Here is a 24,602-nt window from a genome sequence, read left to right as displayed (position 1 = left end):
AGAAGTTATTTGCTCTTTTTTATGCAATAAGAAGATTATAACTGACCGGTTAAAACCTCTTCTTGTGCTTTAACCAGTTCTCTTATTGCAGTTAAACTGGTTTCTTTCATCAATTTGCCATCTCTGTAGACCACCTGCAATAAAGAATCAGCTTCTTCGGCCGCGCTGCACTGATCTTTAGTCAGGTATTCATTACCTTCCTTTTTCAGGCAAAGCATGCCTTTCAATGATTTCTTTTTATGGTCAGTTACCGGGTCTTTCTCGATTTCTCTTGGTTCTCCGTTTACCTCAACATAAGTTGCTTTGATAGCGAAACCTAAAGTATCACGGCTATGGTTTCTTAAAATACCGCCGACACCGATAACCAGGTTACTGGCTGCATAACCCATTTCTTTCAAACGGTCAAGTGTTCTGATATATCTTTCCAGGTACATCCCATCACCGTAGATCAAACCTACTTTTGGATTCAATACTTTATATCCTTTACTGTTTAAAGAAGAGCCAAACTTTTCATCCAGTAAACGAATTGCACCTTTCCATTCATTCGTTCCAGGCTCTGCTTCCGGATTTCCGCAAATAATGTATTCCGGATTTCCACTATCAGGTCTGAAGACAACTTTACCATCTCTTTTCAGAATATCTTCTTTCAGGATTTCAGCAAATTCTGTTAATACTTTATAAACATCAAAAGTATCAGAGACAATAGATACAATTCCTGCTGGATATAACTCCAGCATATGACGGAAAGCTCCGATTTCGTCTTCTCTGCCAAAAGAGCACATTACACTGTGCTCACTTGCTGGTACAGAAAGCATAATTGGTGCGCCATTGATATCAGCCTTATAATAGTCAACCGCACATGGCAGGGCAGGTACATTATCACTGCCCAGGAATGATAATAAATGCGCAACCCCACTAATTGCTGCCCCTTCTTCAGAAGCGTCTCCACGGTATCCAAAATCATGTACCTGGAAATCCTTTGCACCTTCCATTTCAACTTCATCAGTTTCATTGAAATAACGGGTTACAATTTTACGGTACTGATGACTGCAGGTAGCTACGGTAATTGTATACCATAATTTCAGCAGTAAACTTTCCATAAATCCGACTACCCAATAAAAATCAGGATGTGTATTCGTGATTGTCATCAGCACATTCTGAACCGGCATAATCGTACCTTCTTCCACAGCTTTAATTTCTACTGGCAGGTAACCTAATGCACAAAGTGCTCTGATTTTACTTTCTACTTCAGGAGAATTACTTCCTAAAATCAGTTTACGGTAAGTCAGAAATTCTTCCCCCATTTCTTTGGTGATGGGTTCAGAAAGATATTGTTTAATATAATATTGAAGTCCGAAAAATACGGTCTCCTTAAAATTCTTATCGCTTCTTGCAGTCAAATAAGAATATACTTTGTTACATCCTGGAGCATATTGCTCCATATGGCCCATTTTGTAAACATCGGTTTGTAATAGGATATTATTCATCTTTAATTTTTTTAGGTTATAATTCGATCAGATCAGCCAGTGGAATCCTGCTGATTAATGTTGATTCACTGTCTTTAATAGAGTCTGTTGTATAAATATGGTCTATCCACTGCGCAAGTTCAGTTTCTCCATGAGACATAATACCATGGGAAACAATCAGGCTGACTTTACCAGCATTACGTTGCTTTAATTCTTTAGCTACCCCTATAAAAGTGGCACCACCATCACAAATGTCATCGATGATAAAACAATCTTTACCACCAAGGTCGTCCTGATCAACTGTGATCTGTTTGATTTTTCCATTACTGACATCTCTCACTTTATTACATAAAATGATATCACTGGTATATTGTAAAGCTTCTGCAAGTTTATAGATCTTTTTAAGTGCACCAGCGTCAGGAGAAACCAGCAGGTAATCCGTATGGTCATGGAGTACTTTTTTAGCCAGGCTTGAATTAGTGATCAGTTCATAATTATCCAGTAAAGCAAGAGATACTTCTGAATGTACATCAAAGATATAGACCTTATCAAAGCCGCAGCTGTTAATCAGGTTACACATTACCTTAATTGATAAGGGTTCGCCTCCTACCATTACCCTGTCCTGACGTGCATAAGGCAAATAAGGAATCAATACGCTGATATGCTTACTGCCGTTGCGGCGTAATGCATCTGCAGCCAGCAACAACTTCATGACATCATTAGAGTCATTTAGCCTGGCAGAAATCATCACTTCTTCTGCTTTACCCTCTAATTTGATGTGTACTTCCCCACCGCTAAATAAAAAGCTTTTAGCATCTATTTCCTCTAAAGAGGAATTGAAGGGTTTAAATCCGGTTGATAAATTTAATATTTTCATATCTATTTGCGTTATAATGACACAAATTAAAGTCTTTATTATTTCTTATGCAAATTTAATTTGCGTTATTTTTACACAAATTAAATTTAAACTCATAAAACACTGTATTAAAGGAGTTTATTAAGATCGAAACCATTAACTTTAAGCTGCTTATATTTTTCTTTGTCAAAAGAGTAAAGTTTTCCCGGCCGCCCGGCAGTTAAAGCCGGAGCCTTTTCATCCAGTTCAATAACCAGGCCTAAAGACATCACTTTACGTTTAAAATTACGGCGGTCAATATCGTGGCCTAACAATTCCATGTATAATTGTTCCAGATGAGAGAAAAGAAATTTAGGGTCCAGCAGCTCAAAGCCGATTGGTTCATAGGTAATTTTTGCTCTTAAACGGGCAATAGCTTTTTCAACCACTTCTTTATGGTCAAAAGCTAATGGAGGAAGATCATAGATATTAAACCAGGCTGCTTCTGAGGCATCTGTGGAAGCAAATAAACTGAAGTCTGAAGATTTAACCAGCCCAAAATAGGCAATAGAGATAACACGCATCCGCGGGTCACGGGATGGCTTGCCGAAAGTAAACAATTGTTCCAGATAATTTATAGATACTCCCGCTTCTTCGCGTAATTCTCTTTCCACTGCTTCTTCCAGTGTTTCATGATTCAGCACAAAACCACCCGGAAGTGCCCACTCCTTAAGAAAAGGCTCAATTTTACGCTTAATCAGCAGTACAGAGATACCATTTTCCTGATTATATCCGAAAACAATAGCATCAACTGTGACCTTAATATCCTGATCGATCTCAGAGGTAACTTTATTCATTTAAACAGATTTTTGTTACAAAGTAATAACATTAATTGGTCAATTGAGCGTGATCAGTTAAAGATGTAGAATAGATCTATGTTGAGAGGGGGTTGAAAGGGCCATTGGCCCTTTCAACCCCCTCTCAACTACGACCAATAACCGATGTTGAACTCTCCTTCTGTTTTACAACAGCGAAAACTTCAAAAACACAGGTACGTGATCAGAAACCCTTCTTGCTTCCTTTAAATCATCGAATGCTGTATAAAAAGGAATGATCCCTGCATCGATCAAATTAACCTTTGCCTGATTATAGAAAAAATTATCATAAGCGGAAGCCAGACAATTACCATTGATACATTGCTGTTTTAATGAAGTCTTTTGATTGGTCAAAGCAGGGGGATACCCCATACTCTTCAGCGGGTTAAATACGGAATGTGATTCTGGCAAATTAAAATCTCCGCAAAAAATCAATACATCTGAAGGGTAATTTTCAGGCAGATATTTTAAATATTTAATCTCAGTTTCCGGCTGCTTGGATTTTGGAATCGCATGCATGGTGACCAGTGTAAATTGCTTTTTGCCCAGCCTGAACCTTGCAAAATAAGGTTCTCTGATAATTTCAAGGTTATATTTCTTTTCCAGCCACGCCTCCCCTATTTTCTCAGTTCTGCTGGTTTTCCAGATAAAAGCATAACGTTCTTTACTATATCTGTCACTCGAAGTACCATGGCTGATGGTATAATCCCACCTGGTTCCTGTACGGTTCAGCGCGTCACTTAAACGCGCAACCGCCATTGGTCCACCGGGCCCGGCCACGACTTCCTGAATGGCAATCACATCACAATTTCTCAAGGTTTGTGCTATAAAATCTATTTGTATATCGGTCTTTGATTTTCCAAAATCTTTTAAATTCCAGGAACAAACAGTTAAAGTTTGTCCAAATGCGGTAAATGAAAAAAGCAGGAAAACCACAATTGTAAATCGTTTCAAATTGCAGTCTTTCTTTTAAGAATGAATAATTGTTTTTATGGATGAAGTTATGAGCTGAGTAAAGGTTTCTTTTTCAGATTCTGTACATTCATCAGTACAATGGCACTGATGATCATCAAAATCCCGGTCCATTGCAATAAATTAACAGGTTCTCTTAACAAAATATAAGCGAACATCACAGAAACCGGAAGCTCTACTGAAGCTACAATTGTTCCCAGACTAATCCCGGTATGCGGCATTCCGCTGGTAAAAAGCAGCGGAGGAAGAATTGTTCCGAAAAAAGCAAGGAATAAGCCCCATGGCCAGAAAATACCGAAGTTAAAGTTTGCATAAGAATTGGTACAGAAAATCAGGATAATAGCAGCTAATCCACCAGCAAGCAGCCATAAACTCCTTTTTAAAGGACGCATATGTGTCGCGATGCTATTTGAAGAATATAAAGATATCGTATAAGATATTCCTGCTGCCAGGCCCCAGGCTACCCCTCTCCAATCCAGGCTCTGTACATCGGAGAAAATATTGGTGGCTAATGCCGTTCCCATCAAAACAATAGCAGTTGCTATTACTTTTCTGCCTGAAGGCATTTTTTTATCCAGTACAGCTTCCAGTAGCAGGCCCATCCAGACAGATTGCATTAACAGAACAATGCCTACAGATACAGGGATAAATTTTACTGCAAAATAGTAAAACACACTGGTCAGCCCCAGGGAAGTACCACCCAGCATTAATTTTAAAATCGATCCTTTCTCTTGCTGCGCTTCTTCTTTTGCTTTTGATTTATTTTTGATTAATATGTTTAATAAAAGCATTCCCGTAAATCCAATTGTAAATTGAGAAGTTGTCACCTCCGCAGTATTGAATCCATGTTCATAAGCCATCTTAACCACTGTTGCCAACGCACCATAACTTGAGGCGCCAAGCCCTACTAATAAGGCGCCTTTGAGTAAGTTCTTTTCCATTATATTGTTATTCGTATTGTTTTTTTTATTGGTACTTGTAATAATTCTGACGCAAAGAAACTCATTCAAAATTTAAATTCACCATGTTTCCTGAATACTGGTCTGTACTTTCAGATTAAAGACTAACCACTAAACAAACCGCAATTATTTTTAAAATCAGACAAAAATTCAGTACAAGACGTTAAAAACCAGTCATTTATTCAGTACTAAATATCTTTTAGCGACATAATTTCCGAACTTCACAAATGCTGTACTATGGCATTTATTTTGTTCGGACATTTGCATGAACTTCAACAACTTTACTATAAAAGCACAGGAAGCAGTTCAACAGGCTTCCGAAATAGCCCAGGGCAATCAGCAACAGGCTATTGAAACGGCCCATTTGCTAAAAGGGTTGCTTACTGTTGATGAAAATGTAGTTTCTTATGTTTTAAAGAAGCTAAATGTTAATTTAAATACGCTCAACATAAATCTGGATGAGCAGATTGCAAAATTCCCCAAAGTAAGCGGCAGCAATGGATACTTATCTTCGGGTGCAAATTCAGCGCTGCAAAAAGCGCAGACTTACCTGAAAGAATTTAAAGATGAATTTGTCTCTGTAGAACATCTTTTACTGGGCATCTTATCGGTGAATGATCATACCTCCAAGCTTTTAAAAGATCAGGGTGTAACTGAAAAAGATCTCAAAAAAGCGATTGCTGCTTTGCGTGGTGACAACAGGGTTACTGATCAGAATGCTGAAGCAACCTATAATGCTTTAAACAAATACGCGAGGAACTTAAATGAATATGCAGAATCCGGAAAACTGGATCCCGTAATTGGCCGTGACGAAGAAATTCGCCGTGTGATTCAGATCCTTTCCAGAAGAACTAAGAATAACCCGATTTTAATCGGTGAACCCGGTGTAGGTAAAACTGCCATCGCAGAAGGTATTGCCTTCAGGATTATTAAAGGTGACGTACCTGAAAACCTGAAGACAAAAACAGTGTATTCCCTGGATATGGGTTCTTTAATTGCTGGTGCAAAATATAAAGGAGAATTTGAAGAGCGTCTGAAAGCCGTGGTCAAAGAAGTAACACAAAGTGAAGGTGATATCATCCTGTTTATTGATGAAATACACACGCTTGTAGGTGCTGGTGGTGGTGAAGGTGCAATGGACGCTGCGAATATCCTGAAACCTGCTTTAGCCCGTGGTGAGTTGCGCGCAATCGGAGCAACAACCTTAAACGAGTATCAGAAATATCTGGAAAAAGACAAGGCACTCGAACGTCGTTTCCAAAAAGTAGTCGTTGATGAACCTGATACGCAGGATGCAATTTCTATTTTAAGGGGATTAAAAGAAAGGTATGAAACACACCATAAGGTGAGAATCCGTGATGAGGCTATTATTGCTGCAGTCGAACTTTCACAGCGCTATATCAGTGACCGTTTTCTTCCGGATAAAGCGATTGACTTAATGGATGAAGCTGCTTCTAAACTACGTTTAGAAATGGACAGTGTGCCAGAAAATGTAGATGAGCTGGACCGTAAGATTATGCAGCTGGAAATTGAAAGAGAAGCAATCAGAAGAGAAAATGATGATAAAAAAGTAAAATCTCTTGGAGAAGAAATCGCTAACCTGTCTGCGGAACGTGATGAACTGAAAGCAAAATGGCAAGGAGAGAAAGATGTCGTTGACGGCATTAATACCGAACTGGAACAGATAGAAAACTATAAACTGGAAGCTGATCAGGCAGAACGTGCGGGTGATTATGGAAAGGTTGCAGAAATCCGTTATGGTAAAATTAAAGAGGCACAGGATAAAGTAGAGCAGCTAAAAGTAGTATTGGAAAGTCAGCAGGGTGAAGGCCGTATGCTGAAAGAAGAAGTTACTGCTGATGATATTGCAGGTGTTGTAGCCCGCTGGACAGGAATTCCGGTAACGAAATTAGTATCCAGTGAGCGCGAAAAATTGTTAAACCTGGAGCACGAGCTGCACAAACGTGTTGCTGGACAGGATGAAGCTATCGAAGCCATATCTGATGCCATACGCCGCTCCCGTGCTGGTTTGCAGGATAAACGTAAACCTATCGGCTCTTTTATTTTCTTAGGTACAACGGGTGTCGGTAAAACAGAGTTAGCGAAAGCACTGGCAGAGTTCTTGTTCAATGATGATAACGCCCTGACAAGAATTGATATGAGTGAATATCAGGAAAGGCATTCTGTTTCCAGATTAATCGGGGCGCCTCCGGGATATGTAGGTTACGATGAAGGTGGCCAGCTGACTGAAGCTGTTCGCCGTAAACCTTACTCGGTTGTATTGCTGGATGAAATTGAAAAAGCGCATCCGGATGTGTTTAACATTTTACTGCAGGTACTTGATGACGGACGTTTAACAGATAATAAAGGAAGACTGGTCAATTTCAAGAATACGATTATTATCATGACTTCTAATATTGGTTCTCATTTGATACAGGAGAACTTTAAGGACCTGGATGATGCAAACAGAGATGAAGTGATTGCAAAAACCAAGAATGAACTGTTTGAATTACTGAAACAAACGATCAGACCGGAGTTCCTGAACAGGATTGATGAATTGATCATGTTCACGCCTTTAAACCGTAGTGAAGTAAGAAATATCGCAGAACTGCAGTTCAGACATGTTCAGGATACACTTGCCGAAATGGGTGTTGAAATTGAAGCAACGCCAGAAGCACTCGACTGGCTGGCAGAACTCGGTTATGACCCGCAGTTTGGAGCCCGTCCTTTAAAAAGAGTGATCCAGAAACGTGTGTTAAATGAACTATCTAAAGAAATACTGGCCGGAAAAATTGATAAGGACAGTAAAATAAAACTGGATATGTTTGATCATAAGTTTGTATTTCTGAATAATAAAAAGGAAACACCTGTTTCTTAAAATCCCAGCTAAAAATAATGCTGATTTGCTAAAGCAGATCAGCATTATTTTTTTCTAAATTGCAAGCACCGGCTGCATTGTAACGCCTGGTGTCACACTATTGTTTAATCTGCTCCTCAGCAGGAAATATTTAAAACAATAACGCAAAATTTCGCTTTATACAAAAGAAAGGGCTTGAACTTATCTTTTATAAGACAAATACGTTCCAATTAAAAGCGAAAATTGAACAAAATATATTATTCAATAATTTTGTTCAGCAATCTGTGTCATATAGCCTTTTTTTACAACCATTAATTCGAAAACCTATTGTTTACATTGGCTCAATAACCTAAAAATGAAAATAGCTTATATATCGACTTATCCTCCGCGCGAATGTGGTATTGCTACATTCAACAATAATCTTTTAAAAGCAATTGGTCACCATACAGAAGCAGTTTCCAAAGACAGCTTTGTTGTAGCCATGACAGATACTGAAGATCTGACTACTTACGAATATCCTCCGGAAGTTCAGTTTATTATCAGACAAGAGAATCAAAAAGATTATACCAGGGCAGCCGATTATATCAATACCAGCTTAACCGATGTTTGTATCTTAGAGCACGAGTTTGGCATTTATGGAGGTGATAATGGCGTATATATCTTACCCCTGATTGCCCGTTTGCAAAAACCACTCATTACCATTCTCCATACGATACTCAAAGATCCGTCTTATATGCAATTGACCATTATCAGGGAAATTGCAAAATATTCGTCGAAAATTGTGGTCATGAGTAACAGGGCAGTGCATTTTCTGACCAGTATCTATGGAATAGCAGAAGATAAAATAAAGCTCATCGAACATGGCGTACCCGATCTGGAACCTAAAATATCGAATGAGATCAAAAATTCACCTGCTTTCAAAAATAAGAAAGTATTGTTCACATTTGGGCTGATCAGCCGGAATAAAGGACTTGAAACAGTGATTGAAGCACTGCCCAAAATAGCAGCTCAAAATCCGGATGTATTGTACGCTATCCTGGGAACTACACATCCTGGTGTAATCAGAAATTCCGGAGAAGAATACAGGGACAGTCTGAAGCGTCTGGCAAAAAAACTAAACGTTGAAAACCACCTGATCTTCATTAATAAGTTTGTTTCCGAAGATGAATTATATGATTACCTCACCGCAGCAGATATGTACATTACTCCTTATCTGAACGAGGCGCAAATTACAAGTGGTACCTTATCTTATGCAGTAGGTGCAGGAGCGGCGGTCATTTCTACTCCCTACTGGCACGCACAGGAATTACTGGCAGATAACCGCGGAAAACTGTTTGATTTCAAAGATTCAGATGCCCTGGCAGAAATTGTGAATAACCTTTTTGCCAATCAGCAGCAACTTAAAGAACTTAAAGAAAATGCCTATAATTATGGGCTCCACCTGCGCTGGCCAAGTACAGGTAATGTATTTATTGAAACCTTAAATGAGGCCATATTAAATGCAAATCAGGCAAAAGAAGAAATCAAGCCTATTATCGATCCGGATATGATGCCTGCATTCAGCATGGCACATATCAAGCTTTTAACAGATGATACCGGAATTGTTCAGCATGCTAAATATGGTATTCCTAATCTGAAAGAGGGTTATTGCCTGGATGATAATGCGCGTGCATTGATTATGGTCATTCTGGCGTGGCAGCAGAACAAGAGCAAAACAGCTTTGGAATTACTGCCGGTTTACCTGAGTTATATTCAATATATGCAGTGCGATGATGGAAATTTCAGAAATTTCCTGAGCTTTAAAAGAGAGTATCTGGATGAAGTGGGTTCTGAGGATTCTTTTGGCAGGACAATCTGGGCATTAGGCTATCTGATTAATAACGCGCCTAATAATTCTTACAGAGAATTTGCTACCGAATTATTCATCAAATCAATTCCTCATTTTGGCAAGCTGAAACACTTAAGAGGACTGGCAAATACGATGATTGGTTTGAGCAGCTTTTTAAAAGCCCATCCGTATGATGAGCATATTAAAAACGAACTGAATAAACTGGCCGTTCCTTTAAAAGCTTCTTATCAGGCGCACCGGGCAGATCAGTGGAACTGGTTTGAGGAAAAAATGACCTATGACAATGCTATTTTACCCCTGGCCTTACTTTGTCATTATGAGACTACCCACGACCAGGATTCTCTGGCCATCGGACTGGAAAGTATGGAATTCCTGACCTCTAAAACATTGGATAAAGGCTATTTGAATCCAGTAGGTAACGATGGCTGGTTATTCAAAGAAACTAAGGAAATGGCACAGTACGATCAGCAGGCCATAGAAACCATGGCTATTGTGCTCCTTTATTTCAAAGCTTATGAGATTACCCATGACTTGAAATATATCCGCCAGATGTATTTAAGCTATCAATGGTTCTTAGGAGAAAATAGTCTAAGACTTCCTCTTTATGATTATGAAACTAAAGGCTGCGGGGACGGCTTGCAGAATTATGGTGTGAACAGAAATCAGGGTGCTGAAAGTACGCTGGCTTACTGGATTTCTCATCTGGTCATCTTGAAATCACTGGAATTCGAGTATGAATATAGTGTTAAGCCAGATGCTGTACCTGCTAAAGAGGAGGTGTTATAATGAAAGTTGCTGTATTATCACCTGTTGCCTGGAGAACTCCGCCACGTCACTATGGGCCATGGGAACAAATGGCTTCTAATTTAACAGAAGGTTTGCATGATGCCGGAGTGGAGGTCGTTTTATTTGCCACCGGCGATTCTATTACCTCAGCCGAATTAAGAAGTGTTGTGAAAAAAGGTTATGAGGAAGATCGTCATCAGGATGCAAAAGTTATAGAGTGCCTTCATATCAGTAACCTGATGGAACAGTCAGATGATTTTGATTTAATTCATAATCATTTTGACTTTCTGCCCCTAAGTTATTCGGGATTAATCAGAACTCCGGTGTTAACTACTATTCACGGGTTTTCATCAGAAAAAATTGTAAAGGTTTACCAGAAATATAACCGGCATAACCATTATGTTTCTATCAGCAATGCCAATCGTCATCCATCGCTCAATTATCTGGGCACGGTATACAATGGTTTGGTTACGCAGGATTTTCAGTTTAATGACACTCCGGATGATTACCTTTTGTTCTTTGGAAGGATCCATCCGGATAAAGGAACAGCTGAAGCCATACAAATTGCTATAAAGAGTAAAAAAAGACTTTTAATCGCCGGAATTATTCAGGATGAACGTTATTATAAAGAAGCTGTTGAGCCTTATTTAAATGAGGAGATTGTATTTTTAGGTTCTGCCGGCCCTGATCAGCGCAACGAACTTTTGAAGGGGGCCTTAGCTTTATTACATCCAATTAATTTCGCTGAACCTTTTGGGTTAAGTGTCGCTGAAGCTATGTTGTGCGGAACTCCTGTAATTGCTTTTAATAAAGGTTCCATGCCGGAACTTATCGAACATGAAAAAACAGGTTTCCTGGTGGAGAGTGTAGAAGAAGCTGTGACTGCGGTAGCAAAAATCTCTAAACTCAAAAGAACTGACTGCCACAAATGGGCAAAACGCAAGTTTTCTAAAGAGAAAATGGTAGAGGACTATCTCAGCCTCTACCAGCAAATTCTATAACTTTTCTTCTCGTTTACTTTCATCTCTATCCTCATCGAGTGTTTTGGTTTCACTCGCTGAGCTTAACAACTTGGCGAGTAATAATTCAATTTTCACTGAAGCGAACGAAGAGCAGTAATCAGATAATCCATAAGGGATAATTAATTCGCCATTATGGATAATTGACCCGCATGAATACAATACATTGGGTACATAACCTTCTCTTTCATCATTATTAGGAATCACCAGAGGCTCTGTAAGCCTGCCAATCTCTATAGAAGGGTCTTCCAGGTCTAATAAGCTAGCACCTAAACAGTAGCGGCGCATTGGTCCTACTCCATGTGTAATGACTAACCAGCCAGCTTCTGTTTCAATTGGAGATCCGCAATTCCCAATCTGGATAAATTCCCATGGAAACTGTGGTTGCTGCAACTTTACCGGATGATCCCATACGGTAAGTTTATCGGAATACATCAGATAGTTATTCCATCCGTCAATTCTTGACATCATGGCATATTTGCCATTAATCTTTCTTGGAAACAAAGCTAAATTTTTATTCTGTGCCCCTGCCCCATGGAGCGGACTTACTTTAAAGTCGTAAAAATCTGTCGTTTGTAAGAGTTTAGGTAAGATCATCGCACCATCAAATGCAGTGTACGTTGCATAATAGATTACCGATCCATCTTCTTTAATAAACCTGACAAACCGGGCATCCTCAATCCCTTTACGTTCAAATTCTGAGATAGGAAAAATAACACGGTCTGAGATATCAGTATCTCTTGAAAAACTAATCTCATGATAAGTATCAGAAAGCCAGAGTATCTTATCATATTCGAGTTTCTTCAAATCATCAGTCTGAAGGTTTTTGGAATCGACGATTACTCTTCTTAAAACAGCATAATCAAACTTCTCTTCTAATTTCAGGCCTATCTCATCCAGAATATGGAGATCAATCATGGCATCCGCAGCTCGTTTTAAAAAGAGTTTTTTATTGTATACTGCATTGCGGACTACTTCTGCCTCATCTATATAGTTTCCTGCCGGGTTTACTGTGATGTTTCCATTAGAGTCAATTAAAGCTCTTCTGAATACTACTGAAGAGATATGACCTTCTCCTACTGCCCGGAAACTGATGATTAATCTTTTCTCTCCTTCTACTAATTCTGACTGATCAGGATCTTCGACAACTGATGGGTTAAAAAAGGCAGCGGATTCTATAGAATATTCGTGTGTGAAATAGGACCCCAATAAAAGCCGCTGATATTTACTCAATGACTCATAATCAACTTCCATTTCTTCTATACAGTGTTTAATCTGTTTACAGTGACGCGCAAGAATCTTGGTAATGTTCCGGTGTCTTTTGGAATACTCTTGTAAAATTGGGGATATCAAACCAAATACTTCCTGGTCTGATAAGGTCAGAACCCGTTTGATTACTTCTTTAGCTCTATCCTCACCATTAAAAAAAAACCTGGCTATTACACGTTTTGGATCAGGATATACTTTTATTGGTTTGCGCTCTATTAATAGTCTCATAGTTAAATAACGTTTTAAACAGACATAAAGGTTTAATGAATTTAGTTTTTTTTTATCAGAAAGCGGTTTTGTTGGTTATTTATTTAACGTTACGTGCCACATTCGTGCCAGAGTAAATTGAATCTGCGCCAAAAGCTGACAGAAATGGCATTAAAAAAACTGACATTCTAACAAATAAAGTCAAACTGTCTTATTAATTTTAATGTTAATTTAATGTAAGCATTATGTTAATTGTCATCACAAAATAATAAAGGGAAACCTAAAACATTTTATCTTACTATCTGATAAGCATTTACAAAAAACCGCATTTCCAGTTTGTAAGGTAAACATTTCTTTGGCACCGCTATTGACTATATGACAAACATAGTCAGATACTAAAAACAAAAATTCTGGCTCGGTATAAATTAAAAAAGCAACAAAATGAAAAAATTATTATTATCATTAATCGCAGTTTCAGCATTAGCATTCACAACTCAAGCTCAAACTGAAAAAGGTAAATTCATGTTAGGTGGTAATGTTGAATTTAACTCAACTAAAGAAAACGGAGCATCAAAATCTGATACTAAGTTTAATATCGTTCCAAGTGTAGGATATTTCATCTCTGATAACTTTGCAATTGGTACAGGTGTTGGTTTCGGTTTTGCTAAAACTCAAGCTGGTACAGCTGCTCTTCCTAATGCAGCAACAAAAGTTCAGGAATTTGTAGTTGCTCCATTTGCACGTTACTACAAAGGTATCAATGAGTCATTCAAATTCTTCGGACAATTATCAGTTCCAATGGCATTCGGTAATAACAAAGTTACTACTGATGGTGATAACTACGCAAAAACATCTAAATATAATAATGTAGGTGTTGTTTTATCTCCAGGTTTCGCTTTTTTCCCAAGCAAAAAATTCGGTATTGAATTCTCTGTTAAAGGTATTAGCTACAATGACAACACTTCGAAAAATAACAACGGTGATAAAATCGGTGGAAACAAAGATTTCAGCATTGGCGCAAATTTCTTCGCTCCAAAAATTGGTGTTCAGTTTTACTTATAGTATGTAGATACTCTACACAACGTTTTATACAAAAAGTCCAGGCAATATTGTCTGGACTTTTTTGCTTTTAATAAAAAAATTGTCAGTTGATTTCCTAATTTAGCGATCAATACATAAAATATCTGAATGAAACACTATATCCTATCCTTGACGGCTGCTGCATTATTTTTAAGTGCCGGCTGCCAGTCCAAATCTCAAAATAAAAAAGAAGGAACTAAAGACAGTACTGCTACTGTAACAACGACTACTTCCAATGAACCTGCTGCCCCGAATAAGGCTGTAGATATTTCAAAGATTAAAGTAGCTGACGCCAAAACAATTCTGGCGCGTAAACAAGTTCCGGTATTGTGTTACCATCAGATTCGTGATTGGAGACCTAAAGATTCCAAAGCGGCTAAAGATTATATTATTCCAATTGATGTATTTAAAGGTCATATGAAAATGCTGGCAGATAGTGGCTATCACACTATTTTGCTGGATCAATTATATGATTACTTGAATAACGGTACACCGCTGCCTTCTAAACCAATCTTACTGACTTTTGATGATACTGACCTTGATCAATATACCATTGCTGAGCCTACTATGAGAAAATATGGTTTTAAAGGCGCCTTCTTTGTGATGACTGTTTCTTTGGGCAGACCAAATTACATGAGCAAAGCACAAGTTAAAGATCTCTCAGATAAAGGAAATGATATCGGCTCTCATACCTGGGATCACCACAACGTGAAAAAGTACCAGGGTAAAGACTGGGAAATCCAGATTGACAAACCAACAAAAACATTACAGGAAATTACTGGTAAAAATATTCACCATTTCGCTTATCCATTTGGTTTATGGAACCCGGAAGCTATTCCAGAATTGAAGAAAAGAGGATTCAAGAGTGCGTTTATTTTATCTACTAAACGTGATGAGAAAGATCCGCTGTTTACCATCAGAAGGATTATTGCTAGTGGTTACTGGACACCAAAAACCCTGAGCAATAGCATTAAAAATAGTTTCTAATAATTATTTGTTGACTGGAAAAGCCCGATCTATACCATTATAAATGAAGTGACCCCAAAAGATTGGACAAATTTAACTTTAAAAAATTAGGCTGCAAGAGTCCGGTATTGTACCGGACTTTTTGCATTTAGTTTCATTTTGATCCTGTCATTGTTGTAGTATTCAATATAACTTTTGATATCTGTTTTGAGTTCTTCGACTGATGTATATTTTTTCACGTAGAATAGTTCTGATTTTAGTATTCCGAAGAAGTTCTCCATTACCGCATTGTCCAGGCAGTTGCCTTTTCTGGACATGCTCTGTAGCACCCCCTTCTTTTCTAGCGCACGCTGATAGGATTTCATCTGATAGTGCCATCCCTGGTCGGAATGCAGTATTAGGCCGTTGAGGTCGGCATGTTTTTCAAATGCCATTTCTACCATTCTGCCGACCAGACCGTAATTGGGCCGGACGTCTAGATGATAAGAAATGATCTCTGAATTGTAGAGATCGAGTATCGGGGAGAGATAGAGTTTCTGGCCTGCCACTGCAAATTCCGTAACATCAGTGACCCACTTTTGGTTCGGCAGCTCGGTTTTGAAACCTCGCCTCACCAGATCGGGCGCAATCCTTCCATGGTCTCCCTTATAGGATCGGTATCTTTTAGGCCTCAGTGTACATTTTAGCCCAAGTTCGCCCATAATCCTTGACACCGTTTTGTGGTTGATCGTACAGCCCTGTTGCTTGAGCGCTGCCGTTATCCGCCGATATCCATAACGCCCCCTGTGTCTGTGAAAGATATCGGAGATCAGCTTCCTGGCAGGTGCATACCTATCTTCTTTAGCATGTTTAAGGTGATAGTAGAACGTGCTCCGCGCCAGTTCAGAAGCAGACAATAATAGATGCAGGTCATAGGTATGCCTTAATTCTTCGACCGCTTTGGCTTTGGTTCGCGCGCTTTGGACTTTTCCTGTTGAATTAAGGCACTTAGCTTTTTTAGATATGCATTTTCTGCACGTAGGAACTCCAGCTCCTCCTGCAAAGCTGCCTGTGGATCTAATGGATCCTTCTTCTTTTTTATCCTGTTGTTATCTGGTGCCGACATATTCTTTGAACGGCCAACTTTGGTAGTTTCAAGACCTTCCTCGCCAAATTCACCATAGAGCTTCATCCAGTGGACGATGGTGCTGTCGCTGGGGATCCCGAAACATGTGGCCGCCTCGCTCAAAGATAAACGCTTTTTTATCACCGAAAGAACGCATGCAACCTTGAGTGCCTTGTCGTATATATTATTGCCCTGCTGATGGCTCAAGCTACCACGGTCCTCGTAATTCTTGACCAGACGGCGTAGGTATCGGTCGTTGATGCCATGCTTTCTGGAAAGTTCCCTTGATCCGATTGACCCGGAAACAACCTCCTTCACCAAAGCTTCCTTGAAGCTTAAACTAAACTTTGTTTTTCTATTCATAAAAATGCCCCCAATAAGTGTCTAACTTTTTGGGGGCACTTCAAAATCGGGCTTTTCCAGTCAACAAATAATTGCCCACTCAAATTCTATTATTCAATAGTTGAAAATTCCTAAAAGCTATTTCATACTATTAAATTTAAAACTTACACCAACGAGAATGTATCGTTGCAAATTGGAATATTTTAATGTCTGTTTATAAGTTGGACCAAGAAAGTCATTATTATATTTAAATGTGTTAAAAACATCATACACTTGAATCCAGCATGTACCAAGCTTCTTAAAAATATCTTTTGATAATTCAAAATTTGTTGCATAAGCCAAACTGGAATTTATGTTTTTACTTAGATTAATCAAAGGAAAAAGACTCGCTTTTATATTAAAAACGTTCGCTGATAATTTATTAGATAAAGTAATATTGAAAGAATTAGAATTATAAGCATCAGTATGATATTTAGTAAATGAAGCACTTAATGTTGATGATTGAGATAAAATAGATATAATTAATCCACTATTATAAGATAGTGACTGATTCACTGCATAACTTTTATTTATCAATAGTTCTTGATTAGTAATAACTGGAGTCTCCTCATAATTCAATTTTATAAAATAATTTAAAGTCCGCCCATTTGAAAAATAGCGATTTAGAGAAAATGATAGATCTGTAGTTTTTGCATTGCCAATATTATCAACGTAAGTTTCCTGGATAAGTGAAGAAGAGCTATTGACTATGTACCCTAATTTATTTTTATATAAATCAAATCCTCCCGAAAAAGAAAGATCCAATGAATCGGATTTCTTTAGATTATATGTTACTTCTATTCTTTTTTTAACCTCTGACTTCAAATACGGATTGCCTTTAAATTGACTTACGAGACCAAAGGAGGAATTAATACCAGTCAAATTATTAACTCCCTGTTCATCAACTGATTGATTATAAGAAAAAGACAAATTCTTTCTATTGTTTATTGCATAATTAACATTCACTTTGGCTACCAAATTAGTAAGAACTTCATTATCCGGAATACTTACAAACTCAACTTGCCTTAAATTAACATTAACACCAACGGATGCATCAAAGCTTATCTTTTTAAAAGATTTATGATACTTACCTCCAAAATCAATATATTTATTATTTATCTTAACAGGGTCGCGAAGGAAGTTAATTACAGTATCACTCTCAACATTTGAATGATAATCCAGTATATTTCTTCTAAAAGCTGAAATAAGACTGAAATAAGAGTTATCCCCCAGGGGCTCTGTCAAAGTGGATTCTATAGACAAAGCTTTGGTGAATACATTTCGGTTTCCATTAATGAAGTATTGACCTGGCAGCCCAGCATTTACATTCAAAATATCATTATACTCTTTTGTTTTATAGTTACCTATCTTATAAAGATATTGAATTCCTATTGTTCGTCCTTTTTTACTAAATGATCTCCAATTATACTTGAAATTTGTGATTAACTGAAGCGTTCCCTTCTCATTTTTCTTATATATTTGAGACAATGTTCTGATTTCAGCTTTTTGAATATTGTACTCTGTTGAATCTAAAATATTATTATTTTTGTAATTAAGAGATTGATGGAAAGAAAACACACTCAAAGAATCCATTTTATAGTCTATTCCAAAATTTGCTTCATCCAATAGAAATATTTTATCCTTTAAACTACTTGACATTTTTGATTTTTGAGATATAATTTGTTCTTCCCTTTCAGTTAAAGACTTATAATCCTTATCTGTTAAAGCTCCTTTCAATGATGCAGAAAGAATAAGTTTCTTAAACGTTCTTTCATAAGTAATCTTCCCTGATTTATACTTTACAGTATTAGTATTAGTCGAAAAATCCACAACAGGTTCATTAATTATATTATCATTAGCATTAACATTATTAGAATTTATAAAAAAAGAAAACTGTTCATTTTTATTATATAAATATAAACTACCTTGAAACAGGTATCTTTCAGAACTCCCAACTGACATATTTACATTTCCAAAGTTCCCCTTATTATACTTTTCTTTGAGAATAAAATTTAATTTTATGTCAGGTTTTGTAATGATAGTATTAGTAACAGAATCAATATTCGTAGATATAATCTCAATATTCTTCATAGTTAATGCTGGTAAGATTTTATAAATACCCATATTATTTTTTCCAAAAAAATCTTTTCCATTAACTTTAATCCCAGAAACTACATTTCCTTTATACCATAATTGACCTCTACTATCAACTGAAAGACCAGAAGTATAAAATAATTCTTCAACCATTTTTGAGCGGTCAAAATTTTCATTAGATAAATCAATTCTAACAGTATCCCGATATTTTTTCGTTGACTTTATCTCAACTGTCTTCAACATATTATTAAGTGGTTGTAGTTCAAACACCCAATTGCCTTGGTTATCCCTTAGATTTTTCAAATCATAAACAATCAAAGATTTGTAGTTTAATGCTGATACCACCACTTTTTTACATATATTAAATGAACTAAGGGAAATTGTAAATACTCCAGATGTATCTGAGTTAACACGTAAAATTTTCAAGGAATCTTTATAAAAAAATATATCAGCGTATTCAATCTTAAGCCCAGTCTGACCATCGATAATCCTTCCCTTAATTTCACTACTCTGTCCCCAACAATCTCCATAGAAAAGAAGTATAGGAAAAACCAACACAAAAAGAAATTTTAACAAAATAAAAATACTATAATAAAAATTAAATAAACTTTAAAAATATTCGCATTTAACTGAAAATCAACCATTAGTAATTAAAAATTATTAATAATAGATAAAAAAAATAAATTTAAAATCACTTAAATTCTTAATTAACTTTATATTTTCAAATATATTAATTTACATTTGTAATTATAATTATAAATTTCTTTTATTATGATCTAAAATCAATTAAAAGACAATAGAAACCAACAGCCTGTATTTAATCTAAAAGACAAATCATCAATTATTAAAGATCAAATGAGAAAAATTTACTTATTGCTATCACTTACGTTTTTCGGTTTAACCGGGTATACGCAAACATTAACTGGACCAGCTACATCAACCAGTGGCTCAACCATTGAAGTAGCTGTTTCTGGTGAGACATCTACTTCACACTGCCTAAATTATCCTTTATTTAACCCTACCGAAACGACAACAGCCTCTCCTTATGAAAGTATTGGGACTTCTGCAAATCCCAGTAATATACAAGGAAAAAACCTTTGGAATGCTAGTACAAAAAACCCTACCAAATTCAGTATGATGGTACATAATAGTTTCTCTTATCCAGTTACTGCTACTTATTATTTTACAATTAAAATAACCGATGATAATACAGGCAGATCTTATGATACCAGACAACAATTTACAATAACTATCAATCCATCTGTAATTACACCTGGTACTTATTATAATAGGGAAAAAACAAGAGTTTTATATAGAAATAATTGCGGCCCTGGATACACTTCGGAACCATTAACATACACTGTACCTGCAGGAAAATTTATCTCATATACGCAAGATAATGCGGATGCAATGGCAGAAGTAGATATAATTACTAATGGACAAGACCAAGCAAACCGAGACCTTACTTGCATGCCTACATGTACCAGCGCCCCAGCCGCAATTTATCAGCATGTTTTCAATTACAAATTCTGGCCACTTCAATCTTCAAGGCAACAGGTAAATGTTCAAGTAAATGAATTACCAGACGTAAGTTACTATTGGTATGTCGATGGTGTTTTGAGAAGAGTTGGAGATTATTCATTTTCAATTTATTGGGATTGCTCAGAAAAGCACGTAATCGAAGTGGAGGCAGTCAATCCTTGTGGAAAATCTAACAGACTTACATTTGTTAAACCTGCCAAATGCAGATAAAACCTTCCCAAATCATTATGATAAAATATCCGTTATTAAATTGATAACGGATATTTTATCATAAAAAACTTAAAACTAATCTATCTTCTTAATCGTATACTCGTTCTTATTAAAACTAAAAGACTCACCAACTTTCTTACCCACCAGCAACTGTCCGATCGGGGAAACTGCTGAAATCGCAAATGCCTGCTGGTCATCAATCTTCAACTGCCCGGCACTGATACTGATATAAAATATCCCGTTAGAAGTATAAACCAATGCTCCGTTTCTAACTACATCGCTATGAACAGCCTCTTCTAAAGAATACAATAATGCCAGGTTCTGCTTTGCATCCATTAACAAGCTTTTATTTCTGCCAATATCCTGCTGCATCATTTCCCGTGTAGTCTCAAACTTATCACCCGCACTGCTTTTTGTATCATCATTACTTGCTTCCTGTGCCTGTTCCAACGCAGTTTCGGCAGTATTGATCCTTTGCATGATAAAATCCATACAAGATTGATATAATTTCGCTTTTAGTCCTTCCATATTACCCATTGATCCATCTTACTTTTTCTTCCATTGGCGTACGTTTTGGTGCACGCGGCTCTTCATGATGAAAACCCATGTAAAACAGCCCAAAACATTTCTCGTTTGGTGCCAGTTCCAGATATTCATCCATCTGAGTAATCATTCCCGGTGAGCTCCAGTACGCACCAATTTTCAGTGCTTCTGCCGTTAATGCCATATTCTGCACTGCACAGGCAAAAGCCGCAATCTCTTCCCATTCCGGAACAATATCAGGATGTAATTGTGCATTTAATACAATGACACAACTCGACTGCACTGCTTTCTCAATGATCGCATCATATTTCTTTTGCAGGAATTGTGCCTCAGGCGTCCCCTGCTTATACAAACGTGCGAGTTCCATTCCCAGTTTACGTTTCCCCTCATTCCGGTAAACAATAAACCTCCAGGGCTGCGTTAATTTATGTGTAGGCGCATAATTTGCACTTTCCAGTACCTGGGTAATCAAGGCTTCAGGGATTTCTTCCTGTGTATAACTTGGCGGGAAAATGCTCCGTCTGCGCTGTATAATAGAACTAAGTATATTTATTTCACTTTCCATAATCGGGTACAAAAATAACAATTTTAACAGGCTCCTGCTTCATCAGGTAAATATTACAATAAATCTATGTAATTCAGCCATTGAATACCCCATCAGACAAAACATTTTATTAAATTATCGTTACCTTTGCGGCTTATTTTTGTGCAATATGATTTCAGTTTCTAATTTATCCCTGCGTTACGGAAAACGTACCCTATTTGAAGATGTTAACCTAAAATTCACTCCTGGCAACTGTTATGGTGTAATTGGAGCTAATGGCGCGGGTAAATCAACTTTCTTAAAAATCCTGTCTGGTGAAGTTAACCAGACCTCGGGCAGCGTAGCTTTTACGCCTGGAGAACGTATGGCGGTTTTAAAACAAAATCACCATGAATATGATGATTTCACAGTTATTGAAACCGTGATGATCGGTCATAAAGAATTATATGACATCATGAAGGAGAAAGATGCCATCTATTTGAAAGAAGATTTTTCTGACAAAGACGGTGAGCGTGCAGGTGAACTGGAAAACAGGTTCGCAGAAATGGATGGCTGGAATATGGAAAGCAATGCAGCAACCATGCTGAGCAATCTTGGAATTAAAGAAGAATTCCACCACAAACAAATTACGGAATTAGACGGTAAACAAAAAGTACGTGTGTTACTTGCACAAGCTCTTTTTGGCAATCCCGACATCCTTTTACTGGATGAGCCAACGAATGACCTGGATATAGAAACTATTGCCTGGTTAGAAAACTTCCTGGCGGATTACCAGAGTACTGTACTGGTTGTATCTCACGACAGGCACTTTTTAGATGCTGTATGTACGCATATTGTGGATATTGACTTTAGCAAAATGACTACTTACTCCGGTAACTATACCTTCTGGTATGAGTCCAGTCAGCTTGCCTTAAAACAACGTGGTGATCAAAACAAAAAACTAGAAGAAAAAGTAAAGGAACTGCAGGAATTTATCCAGCGTTTCAGTGCGAATGCTTCCAAATCAAAACAGGCTACTTCCCGTAAGAAAGCGCTTGATAAAATTGACCTGACTGAGATTAAACCATCCAGCCGTAAATACCCTGCTATTATGTTTAACAACGTAGGTGGCAGAGAAGCTGGTGATCAGATCCTTCAGGTAGAAAACCTTTCACTGACCAGTCATGGAGAAGTCTTGTTTAAAGGCGTGAACTTCATGGTCAATAAAGGCGATAAAATTGCTGTTGTTTCTCAGAACAGTTTAGCGACTACTGCTTTTTATAATGTATTAACAGGTCGTGATAAAAACTATACCGGAGAATTCAAATATGGTGTAACGATCAGTACTGCTGATATTCCAAATGATAACTCTTCTTATTTCGAAGGAAAAGATATGAACCTGGTTGACTGGTTAAGAGAATACTCTGACACAGACAAAGACGAGCAGTTTGTAAGAAGCTTCCTGGGCAGAATGCTGTTCTCTGGAGAAGAAGTATTAAAGAACTGTAAAGTATTGTCAGGTGGAGAGAAAATGCGTTGTATGTTCTCTCAGATGATGCTGAGACAAGCTAACCTGTTATTATTTGATGAGCCAACGAATCACCTGGATCTGGAATCAATCACAGCATTGAACAACGGGCTTAAAGATTTCAAAGGAACTGTTTTATTTACTTCACGGGATCATGCCTTAACTGAATCTGTAGCGACCAGAGTTATTGAACTGACACCTAACGGATCAATTGATAAAATGATGAGCTATGATGATTATATCAACAGTGAAGACGTAGCACAAATCAGAGCAGAATTGTATAAATAAGCTTATAACCTGACCCTATAAAAAAGGGGTGTCTGAAAATTTCAGGCACCCCTTTTTACATTTATAACTTAAGAAGCAGGCGTAACTACCTTTTTCTTATTGAAGCTCTTCTGTAAACTTTGATATAAATTCTTAGCCGTATAACGTCCCGGATCAATAATCCTTCTGATCGTATAAATCGGATTCACCTCATCCATTGGCGTAGACAAAATAAACGCCGCCTTAAATCCATGCGCTTTTAATTTGTGCAGGTTAGCTGCCTTGAAAACTCCATAAGGATAAGCGAAGTACTCCACCTTTTTCCCGGTAATTTTCTCTAAAGCCTGCGTAGGCTTATCAATCTGGATGTCCCAGTCTTCATCCGTAAACTGCGCAAAGTTCTTATGGTTCCAGGTATGACTGGCAATCACATGCCCATCATCCGACAGCTCTTTAATCTGCGCTTTGCTCATATATCTTGGTCTGCCGATAGATACAGTCATAATAAAAAACACACCTTTAAATCCATGCTTTTTTAATTCCGCCGCACCAACTGTATATTGATCCAAATCCGTATCATCAAAAGAAATCATAATCGGTTTTGAAGGTAGTTTTGTACCGTAATTCAAATAATCATACAGCTGATCGGGTAAAATAGTATGATAACCACTATCTGCGAGCATCTTCATATGATCCCTGAAATTAGCAGGAGGAATAATATCGTCATGTGCTCTTTGAGAATCCGAAGCTTTCCAGTCCCTGATCTGGTGATAACACAATACCGGGATTTCTTTACGTGAAATAATCGTTTTAGCGTCTGCTGGCAAAGATTTCACAGGAGCAGTTGATTGCTCAGCAACGATTACAGTATCCTTAGCAGTTTTAGCTATTTGTTGTTTAGAATCAGAATGACAGGCGAAAAGAAACAATGAAAGAAAGAGAAATAACGAATGAGGGTGTGTTTTCATGGACGCAAAAATAAATATATTTTACGAACAGTATTAAAATTACCAAACACCTTGCCTTAAAAATTGTTAAATTCAAGTATGGAAAATGAAGAAATCAAAAGAATACTGGAAACAGTGGAACAACAAGTAAGCTCTTCTATTCTTGGCGGAATGGAAGATGCTTATGAAGAGCTGGAGCGTCTGGGTTATATCCTTATTCATCCGGATAGTGCGCACCCCTCCGCAACAATTACGCAAAAGGGAGAAGATTTCCTGGAGAATTACTAACCCGGAGCAATAAAAAGAAGGTCTGAATGAATAA

General features: G+C 37.4%; 20 protein-coding genes. 8 read left to right on the top strand and 12 right to left on the bottom strand.

Annotation, left to right across the window (positions count from 1 at the left end; genetic code table 11):
• Nucleotides 1-35 precede the first annotated feature (35 nt).
• The 5 genes from AB3G38_RS22630 to AB3G38_RS22610 all read right to left on the bottom strand — a co-directional run bounded on the left by AB3G38_RS22630 (nucleotide 36) and on the right by AB3G38_RS22610 (nucleotide 5,089).
• Nucleotides 36-1,487 carry a nicotinate phosphoribosyltransferase gene (locus AB3G38_RS22630; RefSeq protein WP_367865966.1) on the bottom strand — a complete coding sequence of 484 codons (1,452 nt, stop codon included), beginning with the start codon at nucleotides 1,485-1,487 and terminating at the stop codon, nucleotides 36-38.
• Nucleotides 1,488-1,503: 16 nt separating this feature from the next.
• Nucleotides 1,504-2,343, bottom strand: a complete 840-nt coding sequence (gene prs, locus AB3G38_RS22625) for a ribose-phosphate diphosphokinase (RefSeq protein ID WP_367865965.1) — start codon at nucleotides 2,341-2,343, stop codon at nucleotides 1,504-1,506.
• 107 nt (nucleotides 2,344-2,450) lie between these two features.
• A complete protein-coding gene (locus AB3G38_RS22620; RefSeq protein WP_367865964.1) occupies nucleotides 2,451-3,158 on the bottom strand; it encodes an NUDIX domain-containing protein in 708 nt (235 codons plus the stop codon).
• 165 nt (nucleotides 3,159-3,323) lie between these two features.
• Nucleotides 3,324-4,130, bottom strand: a complete 807-nt coding sequence (locus tag AB3G38_RS22615) for an endonuclease/exonuclease/phosphatase family protein (protein WP_367865963.1) — start codon at nucleotides 4,128-4,130, stop codon at nucleotides 3,324-3,326.
• 47 nt (nucleotides 4,131-4,177) lie between these two features.
• A complete protein-coding gene (locus AB3G38_RS22610; RefSeq protein ID WP_367865962.1) occupies nucleotides 4,178-5,089 on the bottom strand; it encodes a DMT family transporter in 912 nt (303 codons plus the stop codon).
• 283 nt (nucleotides 5,090-5,372) lie between these two features.
• Between AB3G38_RS22610 and clpB the strand changes: the two genes are divergently transcribed.
• The 3 genes from clpB to AB3G38_RS22595 all read left to right on the top strand — a co-directional run bounded on the left by clpB (nucleotide 5,373) and on the right by AB3G38_RS22595 (nucleotide 11,600).
• Nucleotides 5,373-7,985, top strand: a complete 2,613-nt coding sequence (gene clpB, locus AB3G38_RS22605; protein WP_367865961.1) for an ATP-dependent chaperone ClpB — start codon at nucleotides 5,373-5,375, stop codon at nucleotides 7,983-7,985.
• Nucleotides 7,986-8,319: 334 nt separating this feature from the next.
• Complete coding sequence (locus AB3G38_RS22600) at nucleotides 8,320-10,599, top strand: glycosyltransferase family 4 protein (protein WP_367865960.1); 2,280 nt, start codon at nucleotides 8,320-8,322, stop codon at nucleotides 10,597-10,599.
• Nucleotides 10,599-11,600, top strand: a complete 1,002-nt coding sequence (locus tag AB3G38_RS22595) for a glycosyltransferase family 4 protein (RefSeq protein WP_367865959.1) — start codon at nucleotides 10,599-10,601, stop codon at nucleotides 11,598-11,600. Before AB3G38_RS22600 ends, AB3G38_RS22595 begins: the two co-directional genes overlap by 1 nt.
• Here the strand turns inward: AB3G38_RS22595 and AB3G38_RS22590 are convergent.
• Nucleotides 11,595-13,115 (bottom strand): glycoside hydrolase family 130 protein, encoded by a 1,521-nt coding sequence (locus tag AB3G38_RS22590; RefSeq protein ID WP_367865958.1) that lies wholly within the window; start codon nucleotides 13,113-13,115, stop codon nucleotides 11,595-11,597. The two genes, AB3G38_RS22595 and AB3G38_RS22590, sit on opposite strands and share 6 nt — an antisense overlap.
• A gap of 420 nt (nucleotides 13,116-13,535) precedes the next feature.
• On the opposite strand from AB3G38_RS22590, the gene AB3G38_RS22585 reads away from it, so the two are divergent.
• Both AB3G38_RS22585 and AB3G38_RS22580 read left to right on the top strand, forming a co-directional pair.
• Nucleotides 13,536-14,156 (top strand): outer membrane beta-barrel protein, encoded by a 621-nt coding sequence (locus AB3G38_RS22585; RefSeq protein WP_367865957.1) that lies wholly within the window; start codon nucleotides 13,536-13,538, stop codon nucleotides 14,154-14,156.
• Nucleotides 14,157-14,282: 126 nt separating this feature from the next.
• Complete coding sequence (locus AB3G38_RS22580; protein WP_367865956.1) at nucleotides 14,283-15,161, top strand: polysaccharide deacetylase family protein; 879 nt, start codon at nucleotides 14,283-14,285, stop codon at nucleotides 15,159-15,161.
• A gap of 86 nt (nucleotides 15,162-15,247) precedes the next feature.
• On the opposite strand, the gene AB3G38_RS22575 is transcribed toward AB3G38_RS22580, so the two are convergent.
• From AB3G38_RS22575 to AB3G38_RS22565, 3 genes are all read right to left on the bottom strand, one after another.
• Nucleotides 15,248-16,144 carry an IS3 family transposase gene (locus AB3G38_RS22575; protein ID WP_367868740.1) on the bottom strand — a complete coding sequence of 299 codons (897 nt, stop codon included), beginning with the start codon at nucleotides 16,142-16,144 and terminating at the stop codon, nucleotides 15,248-15,250.
• Complete coding sequence (locus AB3G38_RS22570; RefSeq protein WP_367865484.1) at nucleotides 16,063-16,608, bottom strand: transposase; 546 nt, start codon at nucleotides 16,606-16,608, stop codon at nucleotides 16,063-16,065. The genes AB3G38_RS22575 and AB3G38_RS22570 overlap by 82 nt, the downstream gene beginning before the upstream one ends.
• A 117-nt stretch (nucleotides 16,609-16,725) precedes the next feature.
• Nucleotides 16,726-19,278: an outer membrane beta-barrel protein gene (locus AB3G38_RS22565; protein ID WP_367865955.1), complete on the bottom strand. Its 2,553-nt coding sequence runs from the start codon at nucleotides 19,276-19,278 to the stop codon at nucleotides 16,726-16,728.
• Nucleotides 19,279-19,575: 297 nt separating this feature from the next.
• On the opposite strand from AB3G38_RS22565, the gene AB3G38_RS22560 reads away from it, so the two are divergent.
• Nucleotides 19,576-20,472: a DUF5977 domain-containing protein gene (locus AB3G38_RS22560; RefSeq protein ID WP_367865954.1), complete on the top strand. Its 897-nt coding sequence runs from the start codon at nucleotides 19,576-19,578 to the stop codon at nucleotides 20,470-20,472.
• Between the two features lie 75 nt (nucleotides 20,473-20,547).
• On the opposite strand, the gene AB3G38_RS22555 is transcribed toward AB3G38_RS22560, so the two are convergent.
• Nucleotides 20,548-21,000 (bottom strand): 3-oxoacyl-ACP synthase, encoded by a 453-nt coding sequence (locus tag AB3G38_RS22555; protein ID WP_367865953.1) that lies wholly within the window; start codon nucleotides 20,998-21,000, stop codon nucleotides 20,548-20,550.
• Nucleotide 21,001: 1 nt separating this feature from the next.
• Nucleotides 21,002-21,580, bottom strand: a complete 579-nt coding sequence (locus tag AB3G38_RS22550; RefSeq protein WP_367865952.1) for a nitroreductase — start codon at nucleotides 21,578-21,580, stop codon at nucleotides 21,002-21,004.
• A gap of 148 nt (nucleotides 21,581-21,728) precedes the next feature.
• Between AB3G38_RS22550 and AB3G38_RS22545 the strand changes: the two genes are divergently transcribed.
• The gene (locus AB3G38_RS22545; protein WP_367865951.1) at nucleotides 21,729-23,354 is read left to right on the top strand and encodes an ABC-F family ATP-binding cassette domain-containing protein; all 1,626 of its coding nucleotides are present in this window, start codon (nucleotides 21,729-21,731) and stop codon (nucleotides 23,352-23,354) included.
• 68 nt (nucleotides 23,355-23,422) lie between these two features.
• Here AB3G38_RS22545 and AB3G38_RS22540 read toward each other — a convergent pair whose 3' ends face one another.
• Nucleotides 23,423-24,301: a polysaccharide deacetylase family protein gene (locus AB3G38_RS22540; protein WP_367865950.1), complete on the bottom strand. Its 879-nt coding sequence runs from the start codon at nucleotides 24,299-24,301 to the stop codon at nucleotides 23,423-23,425.
• 78 nt (nucleotides 24,302-24,379) lie between these two features.
• On the opposite strand from AB3G38_RS22540, the gene AB3G38_RS22535 reads away from it, so the two are divergent.
• Nucleotides 24,380-24,568, top strand: coding sequence for a hypothetical protein (locus AB3G38_RS22535; RefSeq protein ID WP_367865949.1), 189 nt, complete (start codon nucleotides 24,380-24,382; stop codon nucleotides 24,566-24,568).
• Nucleotides 24,569-24,602 lie beyond the last annotated feature (34 nt).

Source organism: Pedobacter sp. WC2423, from assembly GCF_040822065.1.
Classification (GTDB): Bacteria; Bacteroidota; Bacteroidia; order Sphingobacteriales; family Sphingobacteriaceae; genus Pedobacter.
This window is presented reverse-complemented; position numbering and strand designations above follow the sequence as displayed.